Raw genomic sequence first — 16,667 nt, forward strand, 5'->3', positions numbered from 1 at the left:
ATTGAACATGCAATAAAGCCTTCTCTTCATAACCGAAGAAAGGCTTTATTTGCATGGATTTTGATGACTTGAGCTTCGCTCTGATCAAAATAATTCCAGCTGCTCGGGTTCTTCATCCTGCTTCTTCCGGATCACTTCAGAAGCCAGCGGCTGTGGTATCATACCGAGCATCGTCATCAGCTGCTTAGCGTTTGCTGCGGCATCTCCGCCGGAGTTATTATTGAACACGACACAGATCTCCTGGCTTTGCTTCTCAAGCTGATCCAGCCGTTCCTTCCATTCAGAGAGCTCCTCCTCATTGTATCGATAGAGATATCTTACCTCCCGCCAATTCGGGGCTCCGCTCTGATGCCAGCCGGATGCGTTTCGCCCATGGAATCGCACGATGCTGAGATCTGCATCTGTAGCACTTAGTACGGTCGGAATCGAACCTTGCCCTGCACTCGGCTCGTCGCAGATGCTGTGGATCCAGCCTTCTTTTTTCATAAAGGCAAGCGTTCTATGCATCATCTCACCTTCAAACCAGCTGCGGTGTCTGAATTCAAGTGCACAGGGGATATGCTGCATTCGATCCTTGATACTGCGAAGTGTACCTACGTTCTCTCGATTACAATCAAACCAAGGCGGGAACTGGAACAGTACGGCTTTCATTTTACCTTTCTCGATCATGGGTGCGAGCGACTCCATAAAAGCGGCATACATGCTGTCTGTATCGGGGAAATAGGGTTTACCTCGCAGGTGACCGGTCATGCCTTGATAGGCCTTGACAATGAAGGAGAAATGATCAGGCGTTTCCTCCGTCCATCTTGCCATTCTCTCTGCCGGCTGCACTGCATAGAAAGAGCTGTCGACTTCTACCACGGAAAAATGGGCACTGTATTTGATCAGCTTGTCCTTCGGCTTCGTACCGGGCAAATATAAGTCGTCATGGTCTCCCCAGCCGGTCAGACCAATGTTAATCATCGGATATCCCTCCTTCATTAAGGGTCGTACTTATTATTAAGCTGTATTGGGCCATTATAAATCATGATTTCAACCATGTTCAAACCGGTCAATTATGGAGTATCCTTTAGAATGACGTCATTAGGAAGGAGGCCATTCATGAAACTGCCGGAATGGACACATCACGAACAAGAAGGAATTATCCAGGTGAAGATCACGATGTCATTCCCGCTTAGATGGGTGAACAGCTACATACTTCGAGGAGATGACGGAGTTACGATCATTGATCCCGGGCCGCGCTCCCCTGTAACAGAAGCGGAGTGGGACAAGGTCTGGTCTGAGCTTGCAATTCATCCGAAGCACGATATTAAGCAAATTGTGCTGACACATCATCATCCGGATCATTATGGCCTTTCAGGCTGGATGCAGGAGCAGAGTGAAGCAAGCGTATGGATGTCGAAGAGGGCACACGCAGAAGCTCAGTATATGTGGGGAGAAGCTGCAGATATTAACGATCAGCTGCCCGATTTTTTCAGAGCACATGGCATGACAGAGGAGTGGGCACAGCAGCTGAGACCCCATTTAGAGAGCTTTGACAGCGAGGTGCTGCCTGCGCCAATGGTTAGTTATATAGAAGGTGAACGGTTTGATATGGCTGGAAGGCACTTTTCTGTGATAGAGACCGGTGGACATGCTCCGGGTCATCTGTCTTTTTATGAAGAGAGCACGGGAATCATCCTCTGTGGAGATGCCGTCCTTCCCCAAATCTCACCGAATGTGAGCCTGCTGCCCGGAAGTGATGAACAGCCTTTGCGCCATTTTATTGAGGGACTGCATCAGTTGTCGGGACTGAAGGTGAGCAGAGCCTTTGCGGGACATCGCCATCCTTTCACTGGCTTTGAGAGTCGTATTCAAGGACTGCTGAAGCATCATGAGGAACGTCTGGATGAGATGGAAGGGATGCTGCAGGAGGGGGAGAAGACGGCTTTTGAGGTCTGTGTGAAGCTGTTCGGGACGAAGTTTGGTATTCATCAAATGCGGTTTGCTATGGCAGAGACATTGGCGCATTTGGATGAATTGGTACGGCTGGGCAGGGCTGTCATGAAACTGCCGGATTCGAGAGAAAAAATAGTGAAATTTGCTCCAGCATAAGCGAGTAATACTCCGAATCATTCGGTTGATAATTTGCTAACCAAAGGGTACCGATCACGGGATGAACGGTACCCTTTTTGTTTACACATAGTTTCCCTTCTGGTGTTATTACAAATCCTCTTCGGCATCATCCTTTACAGGCTCATCTCCAAGTTCAGCTTCCCGCTCAGCCTGTTTACGATGGGCAATCCGGCTGCTGGCGGATGCGGCAACAGCACCGACAATGTCATCCAGGAAAGTGTGGATATGCTGATCCGATTTATCATTCAGCCGCACGAGCACTCCAGGCTTCAATTTATCTACATATCCATAGTTCGTAAATCCAATGCTTCCATACACGTTCACGATGGAGAACGCCAGAATTTCATCGACACCGTACAGGCCTTCATCGTATCGAATCATATCCTGTAAAGGCTGAATCAGCTTGCCTTCTTCGGCGAGCAGGTCCAGCTGAATGCCGGTTAGGACCGCATTTTGTACCTCGCGTTTACTCAGCACCTGCTCCACGTTATGTATGCATTCTTCCATCGTTAGATCCGGGTAATAGTCCTTCTGCAGCAGCATGACCAGCTCTGCGATCTCAGGAATTTTCACGCCTCTTTTTTCGAGCCACTCCCAGGTGGCCTCCGCTACCTTTCTGCTGTTCAGACTGTAAGGGATTTTCTCCATTGGTATCTAACCGCTCCTCTTCATGTCAATTTGAGTAAGTTCTAAATTAACATAACCGATTTTGGACTTTTTGATTTCAATAGATCATGTTAAGGCATTTTTTCTATTAGAGCTCGTATACATAGTAGTACAAACTGTACAAAATTGTTAGGAGGACTTTTCACATGAGCCGTTTCCATCGCAAGGTTAAAATGATATCTGCAGCAGGGCTGCTTACCGTTCCTGTGCTGCTCGCCGGATGCAGTGCCCTCTCTTCTCAAACATCCGACAGTGTTGATGCTCCCCCGCCGATCCTTGAATCTGCCATGATTCAGGCTGCAGAAGGCAACGGAGAGATGGTTCAGACGGAGCAGATGACGGTATATCTGAAAGATCAGAATGGACTGCTCGCTCCGGTTTCAATGTCACTTCCGGCTCTCCCAGATCTTACTTTTGTGGAATCCTCACTTGCAGCACTTGTCTCAGGCGGTGCTTATTCGGGATACATGCCTGATGGCTTTACGGGTGTGCTGCCTCAGGGAACCGAAGTGATGGATGTGACGGTTACGCCGGAGGAGAAGCTGGCCGTTGTAGAATTTAATTCCAAGTTCACTGAATACATGCCAGAGGAAGAGCGTCAAATTATGGAGGCTGTGACCTGGACCCTTACCGGAAATCCGGATATTCAGAACGTACAGCTCTGGGTAGATGGCAAAAAACTGAATGAGATGCCCGTGAATGGAACACCGATGGCTCAATCGCTCACCCGGGGAATCGGTATCAATCTGGATCTGGGCAATCACTTGAGCACGAATTCCAGTCCGGTGACTGTGTATTTCTCTGATGAATCCCCTGCAGGAGAACAGTATTATGTTCCGGTCACAAGACTGGTTGAGCCGAGTCCGAATCGTGTGGAGTCCGCATTATCTGAGCTGATCAAAGGTCCTGACAGTGAAGGACTCGAGATGGTGCTGACCACGGCAACATTGCTGGAGTCAGTTGTCACTGGCGAGGATGGCACAGTCTCGGTAGCGCTGAAAGATGAAATGTTTGCAGAAGGTGACCCGATCCCGACAGAGCTGCTTCAATCGGTTGTCTTAACGGTGGCGGATAATTCAGGCAACGCTGATACGAAGGTGCAAATTACGTTTAATGATCAACAAACCGTGATAGGTACCGATGAACAGAACTATGGCGAGCCTGTGACGAAACCGGAATATATTAATGAGATTGGTATCTAAGGAATCGCATCTGTAAAGGGTGCTTTTACAAAAGCATTTTGGTAGAATGATAAGGACTAATACAGGACGCTTAAGACGTAGGAGGCAATATCATGAGATCTAACGGACGTACCAGCGAACAGCTGCGACCGATCACAATGACAGTGGGTACCAACAAATTTGCGGAAGGCTCCGTATTCATAGAAGTAGGAGATACCAAAGTCATATGTACAGCAACAGTAGACGAGAAGGTGCCCCATTTCATGAAAGGACAAGGCAAGGGCTGGGTAACAGCCGAGTACTCCATGCTTCCTAGAGCAACACAGACTCGGAATCAACGCGAGGCAGCTCGCGGTAAGTTAAGTGGACGCACGATGGAAATTCAGCGGCTCATTGGACGCGCATTAAGATCCGTCGTTGACCTGCATGCGCTTGGAGAGCGTACGATTACTTTGGACTGCGATGTCATTCAGGCAGATGGAGGAACCCGTACAACCTCGATTACCGGATCATTTGTCGCAATGGCGATTGCGTTGGACAAAATTGCACAGCAGCACCGGCTGCCCGTGTTTCCGATCACTGATTTTCTGGCTTCTGTCAGTGTTGGTGTTGTTCAGGACAAGGCACTGCTTGACCTGAACTATGAGGAAGATTCCAAAGCCAAAGTGGATATGAATATCGTGATGACCGGAAGCGGAGAATTCGTAGAGCTGCAAGGGACCGGGGAAGACAGACCCTTTAGCCGCAAAGAGCTGGATGAACTGCTCAGCCTTGGCGAGCACGGTATTCTTCAGATGATCGAGAAGCAGAAGGAAGTACTGGGACCGATTGCACTCAAGATCGGCTCCCGCAAGATTGGGGAGGCTTAATCGACAGCATGAACAATTTGGACAGCCCAGTCATTATCGTCGCTACCAAAAACAAAGGAAAAGTACGTGAGTTTGCCCACGCTTTTGCCCGGATTGGCAAAGAGGTCAAGAGCATGTACGATTATCCGGATGTACCTGATGTGGTGGAGGATGGCACGACTTTTGCCGAGAATGCATGGAAAAAAGCGAAAACTGTAGGCGATGCTCTTGGCCTGCCTGTTCTCGCCGATGATTCCGGATTATGTGTGGATCTTCTGGATGGCGCTCCAGGTGTGTATTCGGCGCGGTATGCCGGCGAAGGCGCTGCCGACGCGGATAATAATGAGAAGCTGCTAAGCGAGCTCGAATCACGCAAGCTGGGAGAGGATACGGAGCAGCCGCTCCTTAGCCCTGCCCGGTTTGTCTGTTCACTCGTGCTGTATGATCCGGCAACGGGAGAGAAGCTGGAATCCTATGGTACAGTTGAAGGCTTCATCACTTCCGAAACCGCCGGATGCGGCGGTTTCGGCTATGATCCGCTCTTCTATCTTCCAAGCTATGAGAAGACCATGGCGGAGCTCAGTATGGACCAGAAGCAAGCCATCAGCCATCGCGGTGCAGCACTTCGGGACTTAATGACCAAGCTCGGCGGTTAATACCCGATTAAGATCTTCATATACTTCAAAGAGACCTGCTGTTGACAGCAGGTCTCTTTGTGCTTGCTTGGTGCTCCCAATTACCGAATAGACACTTTATAAGTCTTTAACCAGTTGTTTACTTGTGTCAGGTAAGCAAATAACTGAGGTCCGGACATCAGCTGACCAAACCAAGGATTATTGGAAGAAGCCTCTTTAGAGGCTGCAATTTCTTTGATTTTCTTGACATCCAGCAGAGGCAGCACCGGGGATGAGGGATCATCCAGCACATCCAGCAGTTGCTGCCGAACGCTCTCTAGATAAGCGGGATTATGCGTCTTTGGATAAGGACTTTTTTTGCGATAGAGCACGTCATCAGGCAGGATTCCTTCCAATGCCTTGCGCAGAATACCTTTTTCCCGATTGCCTGTAATCTTAATCTCCCAAGGGATGTTAAATACATATTCCACTAGCCTGTGATCGCAATAAGGAACCCGGACCTCAAGTCCGACCCCCATACTCATCCGGTCCTTGCGGTCAAGCAGTGTGGGCATGAACCGGGTGATGTTAAGATAAGACATGACACGCATCTGCGCTGCTTTGCCGGTCTCTCCAGCGAGAAGAGGAGTCTCCGCCACCGCATCCGAATAGCGGTCATTCAAATATTCAAGCGGACGCGTCCATTCAGCAATATCCGAGGACAAGAGACTGGCTCTCATCTTCGGGGCGACCGCCCAAGGAAATGTACCTGAATTCAGCATTTCATCACGGTGAAACCAGGGATATCCGCCGAATACTTCGTCTGCGGCTTCTCCCGATATGGCAACGGTCGCCTTCTTTTTGATTTCCCGGCAAAATAAATAAAGCGACGAATCGACATCCGTCATCCCCGGCAAATCTCGGGCGAGCGTAGACGCGTTCAAGGCTTCCACAACCTCCGCCGTATCAAACTCCATAAAATGATGATTCGTCTTCAGCTCATCGACCATTCGCTGGATATAAGGAGCATCTGAATTGGGCTGGAAAGAGTGGGCTTTAAAATGCTTGTCGTTATCTACATAATCGACAGAGAACGTGTCAATATTTCCTTGCCCGTTTCTTTTGTAATACGCTACGGCCAAGGCAGACAAGGCGCTGGAATCCAGTCCCCCGGATAGTAATGAGCCTAATGGTACATCTGAAGCAAGCTGTCGTTCTAAGGTGTCAATGAGCAGACTTCTAACTTGTGCTGCCGTAGCGTCCACATCGTCTTCATGGGGCTGGCTGACGAGCTTCCAGTAGGCGTAAGAACGGAATCCGTTTCTGTTAAATGTGGCTGCATGACCGGCGCGAAGTTCCTTCATTGAGGAATATACACCGTGACCTGGTGTTCTTGCTGGTCCAATGATGAATACTTCAGCCAAGCCTTCAGGTCCGACAACCGCTTCGACCGCTGGATGCAGCAGCAGTGCCTTGGGTTCAGAGCCGAACACGAGCAGATCTCCCTGATCGCTGTAAAATAGAGGCTTTACTCCAAGCCGGTCTCTGGCCATGAATATATGTTCGCGTCCGCTATCCCATATGACAAAGGCAAATATTCCATTAAATCGTTCAACACATTCAGGCCCCCATTCTGCATAGCTGGCAAGCAGCACCTCGGTGTCACAATTGGTTTTGAAATGATGTCCACGGTTCTCCAGCTCTTTTTTGAGCTCAGGTGCATTGTACAGCTCTCCATTATAAACAACGGTATATTGCGTATCTCCATGATTCATGATCATCGGCTGGGCCCCATTCTCCGGGTCCATGACGCTCAGTCTGCGATGACCGAAGGCACAAGGATTCGAGATCCAGGTTCCGCCGGCATCGGGTCCGCGATTTGACATGCTTTCCGTCATGCGGACAAGCAGTTCTGATTCTTGGGTAAGATCACGATTCCATTGTATAAATCCTGTTATACCGCACATGACTGTTCATCCTTTCTTTTACGTAACTTCTCAGAGGCTCATATAACAGCGTGTGGAGAGCGGTCATGCCTCATCCCCTTTTTTCTTCACGAGCAGTACTAGCAAATATATGCCGAAATTAGGCATAAAATGTCTGTCCACATCCGAAACTATAAGAGGCGAGCATATTAGTGTTGGGAGCGATGAATTTGACTAGAAGCCTGTATTTTGTTTCTGTTGGCGGACGTTCTGTTCTGAATGATCAGCAGGCAGCATCCTACGAATGGGTGATTGAGGCGACGCCAGAGCAAGCAGATTATTTGAGAGGGCTCCTTAGCTTGATGCAGGAAAAAGAAGAAGAGGCCTTCCCGGGCTATATCTTCCCTTGGCCGGACACCGAAGAGGCCTCTGTCAACTCGTTATATGAGCAAGCACTTCAGAACGTGTATAACGAAATTTATCAGCTGGGTACGCGAGAAACTCGCAGTCACTTAGCGCAATATGGGATTGTCCGTCACAGTGTTAACGGGAATGGATGAACGTAAGGCGATTAACCTAACATAAGAACAGGAGATGGGCTCATGTATGTGATTCAAAATGCCAAAATTACAAATACCACTGAATTAAATGGAGTACGTTGTGTGGAAGTAGCGGTGGAGCCGGCTCAGGCGGGAGATCCTTCATTGCTTGTATACGTAGCGCAGAATGCGTATGGAACAGGACTTGATCTGCACAGAGTCGTGCGTAATCATCATGATTTGGCTCTGGATTGGTACAATGATAATCAAAATGCAGCATTTGAGGATGCGACAGCAGTTGCGTTTGAGAACAGTCAGCTTGTAACGGCCGAGCAGGAGAAGGGACAGTTTCTCCAGTCCTTATTGAATTACGGGACGTTGAACCAAGATATTTTAAGTAAATTGCAAAAATAAAACTTACACGAGGCTGCAAATGGAATGGATAACTCCAATTTCTTTGCAGTCTTTTTTTGTGATTAGAAAATACTCAGCACATTTATTACACATAATACTGATGTATCCCGGGGAGGTGAATATGATGGCTTCAAAGTACAAGGTAACGAAGAAATACCGTCACGGTTTGGCAAATGAATTTGCTAGTGAAGTACTTGCGAAGAATAAAAATCACCAGCGGCAACTGAACAGAGCACGTTTAGGAAGCAGCAACTAATCCGGGCTGCACACAGGCCTCCATTCTTTCAGTGATGAAAGGATGGAGGCTGTCTATTATAAAAATATGAGGCACAATACGGGATATTGCAGAGGAATACATATCATGAAATAGGCTTGAACATGATTTTATACCTATACAGCAGGGTAAACGCATTAAGGAAGGATACAGAGCAGCATTTTACGATTAATTACAGATTGAAGGTGAACCCCATATGAACGACATCGATATTCGAAGCAGAGAACAGGATTTGCACGATCTAACCCTCACGATAGAGGACGCTGTCAGGCGCGGCAGCATAGAAGAGATGCACGATGAATTTGAAGAGTGGGAAGCATATGACCTGGCCACGATCTATTTAGCACTAAATGAAGCTTACCGGCCTCGATTTATGGATGCACTCGATACGGAGCTATTAGCTGAGATGCTGAGCGAGCTTGAGCCCGTAGTAGAAATTGAAGCCTTATATATTCTGAGTAAAGATCGCGCAGCTCAGGTGCTGAATCGAATGGATAACGACGATTTGGCCGATTTGATGGGCGAAATGACAGATGAAGTTAGAGAGTACATGCTCTCGATCATGGAGGCTTCGGAGCGGGAGACCGTTAGGGAGCTAATGAATTATGGACCGGAGACAGCGGGCGGTATCATGACGAACCGTTATGTGTGGTTCTATGCCAAATATACGGTTCGCGAGGCAGTCGAAAAGGTGAAGCATTTTGCAGACCTGACCAATGATGTACAGGATCTGTATGTATTAAATCAAAACAAAGAAGTCATAGGGCTTACCACCTATAGAGATCTCGTGCTTGCTTCAGATACAGAGCTTATCGAGCATTTAATGAGAGAAAATGTGGTCAAGGTATCAGCGGATATGGACCAGGAGGCGGTTGCGCACTTATTCGAACAATATGATCTCGTGTCGATCCCGGTTGAGAATACAGCGGGCAAATTGATTGGAGTTGTCACGTTTGACGACGTGCTGGACGTCTTGAGGGAAGAAGCGAACGAGGATATCAACAAGCTGGCGGGTACCGACAAAACGATTGATTTTAACACACATTTCCTAACCGCGGCCAAAAGAAGACTTCCTTGGCTTATTATGCTGTTATTTCTCGGGCTGCTATCTGGAAGCATTATTAGTATATTTCAGGGGACGCTCAGTCAAGTGGTGGCTCTCACTTTCTTCATGCCGATGATCGCAGGAATGACCGGGAATACGGGAACACAATCGCTTGCGGTCGTCATTCGAGGGCTGACACCACAGAACAAAATGAACGGAGGAGCCATATTACGTCTACTATGGAGAGAGCTTAGAGTCGGATTTACCATTGGAGCCGTTTGTGGAATAAGCGTAGCGCTTGTTGCGGGAATTTGGCAGAGCAGCTTTGCTCTAGGTGCCGTTATCGGCTTCTCTCTGATCCTAACCATTGTGATTGGTACGATGGCCGGGACGATTATTCCTATTCTGCTGCATAAGCTGAAGATCGATCCGGCAGTAGCCTCCGGCCCTCTTATTACGACGCTGAATGATTTGTTCTCTTTGACGGTGTACTTTGGTACGGCGACGTTATTTATTTCATACCTGGTTTAGAGTTCAAGTAACTTGGCAGTAAGATAAAATGGATTCATATGAAGATAAAATGAAAACCAGCCGCTCGAGGCTGGTTTTTGAACTGTTATGCTAAGTTGTTGTTACGCTGCTTCTCTTAATGATTTGATACCTTGGTAGACGTTATAAATAAATGAACCGAAATAGATGACAAAAAACACAATGATGTATCCTATAATCGAGGCAGGATGGTCTGCGGTGAACAGAAAATAAAGCAATGGAATCGCTGAAACGAAAGGGAATACATGTGAGAATAATGCGCGTTTCGCATGTTTGGTTATGTAATCGTCCTTGGCTACAATCCATATGATTAAGGGGAACAGGAAGGGGGCAAAAAAGATACTGAAATAACTAAGGGAAGATAACAGCTGTCGCATGAAATAACGCTCCTTTTGAATTTTCCTAATATTTAAATCATATTACCCTTCATCGCATGTGATGATACATAAAAAATACTTTGACAAATACAGATTATACGATATAATAAATATCGCACTGTGAAAATAAGTACATATCTTGTCCCAGTAGCTCAGCAGGATAGAGCAACGGCCTTCTAAGCCGTCGGTCGGGGGTTCGAATCCCTCCTGGGACGTAAAAAAGAGAGACAACCGAAAGGGTGTCTCTTTTTTGCGTCCGCGGGGATGAGAACCCCAAATGGGGGTTCGTCGGAGCATAGGCATCGATAGCAATTGCATCGCAGTCAGCCGTAAGGCTGTACCCCGACTGGGACGGTGAGAGACAACCGAAAGGGTGTCTCTTTTTTGCGTCTGCGGGGATGAGAACCCCAAATGGGGTTCGTCGGAGCATAGGCATCGATAGCAATCGCATCGCAGTCAGCCGTAAGGCTGTACCCCGACTGGGACGGTGAGAGACAACCGAAAGGGTGTCTCTTTTTTGCGTCCGCGGGGATGAGAACCCCAAATGGGGGTTCGTCGGAGCATAGGCATCGATAGCAATTGCATCGCAGTCAGCCGTAAGGCTGTACCCCGACTGGGACGGTGAGAGACAACCGAAAGGGTATCTCTTTTTGCGTCTGTGGGGATGAGAACCCCAAATGGGGGTTCGTCGGAGCATAGGCATCGATAGCGTCCGTAACCTAACTAAATAAAAAACTTTACAATTAACGCTTGCTATCATCACATATATATGATACGATATGTCTCGCGCTTGAATTTGTCCCAGTAGCTCAGCAGGATAGAGCAACGGCCTTCTAAGCCGTCGGTCGGGGGTTCGAATCCCTCCTGGGACGTAAAAAAAGAGAGACAACCGAAAGGGTGTCTCTTTTTTGCGTCCGTGGGGATAAGAAGCCCAAATGGGGTTCGTCGAAGCATAGGCATCGATAGCAATCGCATCGCAGTCAGCCGTAAGGCTGTACCCCGAGTGGGACGGTGAGAGACAACCGAAAGGGTGTCTCTTTTTTGCGTCCGTGGGGATGAGAAGCCCAAATGGGGTTCGTCGAAGCATAGGCATCGATAGCAATCGCATCGCAGTCAGCCGTAAGGCTGTACCCCGAGTGGGACGGTGAGAGACATCCGAAAGGGTGTCTCTTTTTTGCGTCCGTGGAGATGAGAAGCCCAAATGGGGTTCGTCGAAGCATAGGCATCGATAGCAATGGCATCGCAGTCAGCCGTAAGGCTATTTATCTGACGCAACATATCCCTGGTCTCAATGAAATAAGCTAGAACATGTTTTTTTTAGACCGGAATCGGTTATGTTAATATATTAGAGCTATACACGGATATGTAGTTTCTATATAATTCAACAAGTCGATTGGTTGTCGTTAAACCGGATAGAGAGGAGGCAGTCATAATGAGCGATACGAACTCCCAAACCAAAGAGAAAAATATTGTTCTCTTCCCGAAGACGCTGGATTACTATCAGATTCAGCTTACTGTAATGCTGGAGAATGAGCGCTATTCGGAAGCGATGCGTTTGCTTGAGTTCCTGCTTCAATGCGAAGGGCAGGAGAAACGGAATTATGAAGAATGGGAAGCTTTGCTGGACTGGCTGCGTGCAGCTTTCCCTCAATATATAGATCGTGATCAGAGAGAAGACGGACGAAATGACGAGGATTTGGAAGAGAGTGAAGAGGATTTTGCTCGTCAAAATGCCCGAAATAAAATGGCGGAAGATGGAGCATATGCGGATAAGCTGCTAAGAACGGTCATGGAAGAGCCGCTGAGCGAGCAGACGATGCTGGCACTGGATCAGCTTGCCTATATCGAAACCCCGGGTATTGATCATTCGCTGTGCGAGTGGCTTCAGCAGCGTAAGCTGCATCCGTTGCTTCAGTTTCGAGTGCTGCAGACCTTGCGAAAAAGAGGATCTCAGGCAACCGTATCTCTTACACGAGGATCGGAGAAAGTGGAGGTTGAGGTGGAATCTATTCCACTGAAGCCGGATGAATTTCCATTTCCAATTATTCGAGTGCTGGAACTGGTGGCAGATCAGACGGAAGTACATGAACCGACCTTATTTTATTTTGCTCAGGAATTGTGGTCTCAATATGTGATGGCTGTATATGGCACAAGCGACTACCGCTCTATGCTTGAAGGCGATGATTCGACACTCGATATATGGGCTGCGGCGCTCCATGCGGCAGTCGCTGAGAGTCTGGGCGGATCACTGGACGAAGAGGAGATTAGAAGGGTCTATGAAATCACGAGTGAAGTGAGATTTAGATTCGAGCAGGCGTACCGATCTATTAAACGATTTGTATCCGGCGGACTGGATGTGAAATAGCCGAAAACTTCCTTTTGACGCCTGCAAGGGTTTACCCTTGAAATTGCATTTAATGTTGTTTATACTAAAATGGTTATTTTGTACGCGCTTGACATGGTTAACATGTGAAATTTGGAGGGGAAAGCATAAATGAAAGCAACTTGGGAAAAAATAGAGAAGAACCTTGGGGTTCTTGAAGTTGAAGTAGAAGCAGATCGTGTAGCTGCTGCTCTCGACAAGGCTTTTAATAAAGTCGTTAAAAAGATAAATGTACCTGGATTCCGTAAAGGTAAAGTGCCTCGCTCGATCTTTGAAGCTCGTTTCGGCGTAGAGAGCCTGTATCAAGACGCAATTGATATCCTTCTTCCTGAAGTTTACACGGAAGCTGTTGATCAAACAGAAATCTTCCCTGTTGAACAACCAGAAGTGGACATCGATCAATTTGCTAAAGGTGAAGCTTTCAAATTTAAAGCGAAAGTTGTCGTTAAACCTGAAGCTAAACTTGGTGAGTACAAAGGACTTGAAGTTCCTAAGGCAAACACAGAAGTTTCCGAAGAAGAACTGAATGCTGAGCTTGAGCGTTTGCAACAACGTCATGCTGAGCTTGTAGTTATCGAAGAAGGTACAGCTGAGTCCGGCGATATCGCAGTAATCGACTATGAAGGTTCTGTTGATGGTGAGCTGTTCGACGGTGGACAAGCTGAGCGTTACTCCCTGGAACTGGGTTCTAACACATTCATCCCTGGCTTTGAAGAGCAAGTGATCGGTCTTGCTACTGGCGACAACAAGGATGTTGAAGTGACATTCCCTGAGGAATATCATGCAGCAGAACTTGCTGGCAAGAAAGCCATCTTCAAAGTGAAAGTGCACGAAATCAAACGCAAAGAGCTTCCAGCAATCGACGATGAGTTTGCTAAAGACGTAAGTGAATTCGATACTCTTGCTGAGTACAAAGAAGATCTTACGAAGCAGCTGTCTGAGCGCAAAGCAGAAGAAGCAAAAGCAAACCAAGAGAATGTTGTTGTTGAAAAAGCGGCTGCTAACGCAGAAGTTGAAATTCCACAAGGAATGATTAACAGCGAAGTTCGCAACATGATGCGTGACTTTGACAACCGTCTTCGTCAACAAGGCATGAACCTTGAAATGTTTATGAGCTTCTCTGGTCAAACGGAAGCAGATCTTCAAAACCAAATGAAGGGCGATGCTGAGAAGCGCGTTCGCAACAACCTGGTTCTTGAAGCAATCGGTAAGCAAGAGAACATTGAAGTATCCGATGAGGATGTTAACGAAGAGCTGAATAATATGGCGACTTCCTTCAGACGTACTCCAGAAGAGATTCGTCAAATTCTCGAAAGCAACGGTTCTTTCGACAGCCTTCGTGAAGAAGTTCTGCTTCGTAAAACGATTGACTTCCTTCTTGCAAACAGCGTAGAAGTTGACGCTCCAGCTGAGGAAGCTGCTGTAGAAGCAACTGAAGAATAAGATCACACATCCATCACGTTAGAAATATAACAGATAAGGCACGTAAAGTATTTTACTAAACGTGCCTTATTTCTTCTCATGAATATCCATTTTATAGTTAAATATATTATTAAATGGTAATCAGTGAGATGTCGTGATATTTTAACTGTACCTTCCATATACTTGAGTTATAGGTCTTAGCTCCATAGGATGGAAGTCCGATTTGCACATACATAAAAAAAATGGTTAAATATGATCAAGCTTTCTCTTTAGCAGTTACTTGGCTGAGGAAAGTAGTCATAAATGACATTGAACAGGGAACATGATAAAATTAAGACTGATATTTATTTAACCCTGATTAATGTGGCAGTAAGATTCTATTATGGAGAAGAGGTCGGAACATGAATCTCGTGCCTATGGTTGTTGAACAAACTAATCGCGGTGAACGTTCTTACGATATATATTCAAGACTATTGAAGGATCGTATTATCTTCCTCAGCGGTGCAATAGATGATGATGTGGCCAACAGCGTTATTGCTCAGCTCTTATTCTTGGCTGCAGAGGATCCGGAGAAGGACATCAGCTTATATATCAATTCACCAGGTGGTTCTGTTACTGCAGGGTTGGGTATATATGATACAATGCAATTTATTAAGCCAGACGTTTCAACCATCTGCGTAGGGATGGCTGCCAGCATGGGCTCACTACTGCTCACTGCGGGTGCACCTGGCAAGCGCTTTGCGCTGGAGAATAGTGAAGTTATGATACATCAGCCGCTTGGCGGGATCCAAGGTCAGGCATCCGATATTCAAATTCACGCCGACTGGATTATTAAAACGCGTCAGAAGCTTAATCAGATCTATGTGGAGCGTACGGGTCAACCCCTTGATAAAATCGAGCGTGATACGGACCGCGACTATTTTATGAGCGCGGAAGAAGCTTTAGAATACCGTATCATTGACCAAGTACTCACCAGACCGATTAATTCTTAAAGGGGTGGTTAGATGTTTAAATTTAACGATGAGAAAGGGCAGCTTAAATGTTCTTTCTGTGGTAAATCCCAGGAACAGGTTCGTAAGCTTGTCGCTGGACCAGGGGTATATATTTGTGACGAATGCATCGAGCTGTGTGCAGAAATTGTAGAGGAAGAACTCGGTCATGATGAAGAGATTGATCTGAAGGATATTCCAAAACCGATGCAGATTCGTGATATTTTGGATCAGTATGTTATCGGTCAGGAGCAAGCGAAGAAATCGCTGTCTGTTGCCGTTTATAATCATTACAAGCGCATTAATACACAGAGCAAGATTGACGATGTAGAAATGTCGAAGAGTAACATTCTGCTATTGGGACCAACGGGCTCTGGTAAAACGCTCTTGGCTCAAACTATGGCTAAGATTTTGAACGTTCCATTTGCGATTGCAGACGCTACCTCGCTCACAGAAGCAGGGTACGTAGGTGAAGACGTTGAGAATATTCTGCTCAAGCTCATTCAAGCTGCCGATTATGATGTAGAGAAGGCAGAGCGCGGCATTATTTATATCGATGAGATTGATAAAGTAGCACGTAAGTCGGAGAACCCTTCGATTACACGTGATGTATCCGGTGAAGGCGTACAGCAGGCCCTCCTCAAAATTCTAGAGGGTACGGTTGCTTCCGTTCCACCACAAGGCGGACGTAAGCATCCTCATCAGGAATTCATCCAAATCGATACGACAAATATTTTGTTCATCTGCGGCGGGGCCTTTGACGGACTCGAGCAAATGATCAAACGCCGTATCGGCAAAAAAGTGATTGGTTTCAACTCTTCTGCTGAGCAGAAGGATCTGAAGCCGGGTGAGTACCTCGGAATGGTTCTTCCAGAGGACTTGCTCAAGATCGGTCTCATCCCAGAGTTTGTTGGACGTCTTCCAGTCATCTCTACATTGGAGCCGCTTGATGAAGCGACACTTGTTCGTATTTTGTCTGAGCCGAAGAATGCTCTGGTTAAGCAGTATACGAAGATGCTGGAGCTCGATAACGTAACTCTCGAATTTGAGAAGGAAGCACTTGAAGCGATCGCTCGGGAAGCGATTAAGCGTAATACGGGTGCCCGTGGACTTCGTGCGATCATAGAGAGCCTGCTGCTTGATGTGATGTATGAAATTCCTTCTCGTGAGGATGTTACAAAGTGTGTAATTACGAAGCAGGTTGTTGAAGAGAAGACAGCACCTGAACTGCATGGTGATAAAGATAAGAAGCAAGAAGAGAGTGCCTAAATAAACAAGTCTTACTCCACTCGTAATGAGGTTTATTTATACTGGATTTTTCCAGGC

The 16,667-nt window shown here is 46.9% G+C and carries 16 protein-coding genes and 2 tRNA genes; 14 read left to right on the plus strand and 4 right to left on the minus strand.

The annotated features are described in order from the left end of the window. Window positions 1-84 precede the first annotated feature (84 nt). Window positions 85-963, minus strand: coding sequence for a DUF72 domain-containing protein (locus BK126_RS24425; RefSeq protein ID WP_076315105.1), 879 nt, complete (start codon window positions 961-963; stop codon window positions 85-87). A 138-nt stretch (window positions 964-1,101) separates the two neighbouring features. On the opposite strand from BK126_RS24425, the gene BK126_RS24430 reads away from it, so the two are divergent. Further along, the gene (locus BK126_RS24430; protein ID WP_076315106.1) at window positions 1,102-2,094 is read left to right on the plus strand and encodes an MBL fold metallo-hydrolase; all 993 of its coding nucleotides are present in this window, start codon (window positions 1,102-1,104) and stop codon (window positions 2,092-2,094) included. A 108-nt stretch (window positions 2,095-2,202) separates the two neighbouring features. Here the strand turns inward: BK126_RS24430 and BK126_RS24435 are convergent, their stop codons facing one another. Further along, window positions 2,203-2,763: a phosphatidylglycerophosphatase A family protein gene (locus BK126_RS24435; protein ID WP_076315107.1), complete on the minus strand. Its 561-nt coding sequence runs from the start codon at window positions 2,761-2,763 to the stop codon at window positions 2,203-2,205. Window positions 2,764-2,927: 164 nt separating this feature from the next. Between BK126_RS24435 and BK126_RS24440 the strand changes: the two genes are divergently transcribed. The 3 genes from BK126_RS24440 (at window position 2,928) to BK126_RS24450 (ending at window position 5,466) form a co-directional block, all read left to right on the plus strand. Then, window positions 2,928-3,983: a GerMN domain-containing protein gene (locus BK126_RS24440; RefSeq protein WP_076315108.1), complete on the plus strand. Its 1,056-nt coding sequence runs from the start codon at window positions 2,928-2,930 to the stop codon at window positions 3,981-3,983. A 92-nt stretch (window positions 3,984-4,075) separates the two neighbouring features. Beyond that, complete coding sequence (gene rph / locus BK126_RS24445) at window positions 4,076-4,831, plus strand: ribonuclease PH (protein WP_076315109.1); 756 nt, start codon at window positions 4,076-4,078, stop codon at window positions 4,829-4,831. Between the two features lie 8 nt (window positions 4,832-4,839). Beyond that, a complete protein-coding gene (locus BK126_RS24450; protein WP_076315110.1) occupies window positions 4,840-5,466 on the plus strand; it encodes an XTP/dITP diphosphatase in 627 nt (208 codons plus the stop codon). 80 nt (window positions 5,467-5,546) lie between these two features. Here the strand turns inward: BK126_RS24450 and asnB are convergent, their stop codons facing one another. Next, window positions 5,547-7,391 carry an asparagine synthase (glutamine-hydrolyzing) gene (gene asnB / locus BK126_RS24455; RefSeq protein WP_076315111.1) on the minus strand — a complete coding sequence of 615 codons (1,845 nt, stop codon included), beginning with the start codon at window positions 7,389-7,391 and terminating at the stop codon, window positions 5,547-5,549. Between the two features lie 188 nt (window positions 7,392-7,579). Here asnB and BK126_RS24460 point away from each other — a divergent pair, with 188 nt between their 5' ends. The 4 genes from BK126_RS24460 (at window position 7,580) to mgtE (ending at window position 10,152) form a co-directional block, all read left to right on the plus strand. Continuing rightward, entirely contained in the window at window positions 7,580-7,909 is a 330-nt protein-coding gene (locus BK126_RS24460) for a hypothetical protein (protein WP_076315172.1), read from the plus strand. Between the two features lie 42 nt (window positions 7,910-7,951). Next, window positions 7,952-8,302 (plus strand): hypothetical protein, encoded by a 351-nt coding sequence (locus BK126_RS24465; protein WP_076315112.1) that lies wholly within the window; start codon window positions 7,952-7,954, stop codon window positions 8,300-8,302. Window positions 8,303-8,423: 121 nt separating this feature from the next. After that, window positions 8,424-8,558, plus strand: a complete 135-nt coding sequence (locus BK126_RS30030; RefSeq protein WP_256209896.1) for a hypothetical protein — start codon at window positions 8,424-8,426, stop codon at window positions 8,556-8,558. A 214-nt stretch (window positions 8,559-8,772) separates the two neighbouring features. Then, window positions 8,773-10,152: a magnesium transporter gene (mgtE, locus tag BK126_RS24470; protein ID WP_076315113.1), complete on the plus strand. Its 1,380-nt coding sequence runs from the start codon at window positions 8,773-8,775 to the stop codon at window positions 10,150-10,152. A 101-nt stretch (window positions 10,153-10,253) separates the two neighbouring features. Here the strand turns inward: mgtE and BK126_RS24475 are convergent, their stop codons facing one another. Next, window positions 10,254-10,547: a magnetosome magnetite crystal formation protein family gene (locus BK126_RS24475; protein ID WP_076315114.1), complete on the minus strand. Its 294-nt coding sequence runs from the start codon at window positions 10,545-10,547 to the stop codon at window positions 10,254-10,256. A 141-nt stretch (window positions 10,548-10,688) separates the two neighbouring features. Here BK126_RS24475 and BK126_RS24480 point away from each other — a divergent pair. The 6 genes from BK126_RS24480 to clpX all read left to right on the plus strand — a co-directional run bounded on the left by BK126_RS24480 (window position 10,689) and on the right by clpX (window position 16,610). Continuing rightward, window positions 10,689-10,762: transfer RNA gene (locus BK126_RS24480), tRNA-Arg, on the plus strand. Between the two features lie 583 nt (window positions 10,763-11,345). Further along, window positions 11,346-11,419, plus strand: a tRNA-Arg gene (locus BK126_RS24485). A gap of 560 nt (window positions 11,420-11,979) precedes the next feature. Further along, a complete protein-coding gene (locus BK126_RS24490; protein ID WP_076315115.1) occupies window positions 11,980-12,912 on the plus strand; it encodes a hypothetical protein in 933 nt (310 codons plus the stop codon). Between the two features lie 129 nt (window positions 12,913-13,041). Then, window positions 13,042-14,373 (plus strand): trigger factor, encoded by a 1,332-nt coding sequence (tig, locus tag BK126_RS24495; RefSeq protein ID WP_076315116.1) that lies wholly within the window; start codon window positions 13,042-13,044, stop codon window positions 14,371-14,373. Window positions 14,374-14,753: 380 nt separating this feature from the next. Further along, the gene (gene clpP / locus BK126_RS24500; RefSeq protein WP_047914315.1) at window positions 14,754-15,344 is read left to right on the plus strand and encodes an ATP-dependent Clp endopeptidase proteolytic subunit ClpP; all 591 of its coding nucleotides are present in this window, start codon (window positions 14,754-14,756) and stop codon (window positions 15,342-15,344) included. A gap of 12 nt (window positions 15,345-15,356) precedes the next feature. Continuing rightward, window positions 15,357-16,610: an ATP-dependent protease ATP-binding subunit ClpX gene (gene clpX / locus BK126_RS24505; RefSeq protein WP_076315117.1), complete on the plus strand. Its 1,254-nt coding sequence runs from the start codon at window positions 15,357-15,359 to the stop codon at window positions 16,608-16,610. Window positions 16,611-16,667: the final 57 nt, after the last annotated feature.

This window comes from Paenibacillus sp. FSL H7-0326 (assembly GCF_001955535.1).
Lineage (GTDB): Bacteria > Bacillota > Bacilli > Paenibacillales > Paenibacillaceae > Paenibacillus > Paenibacillus shunpengii.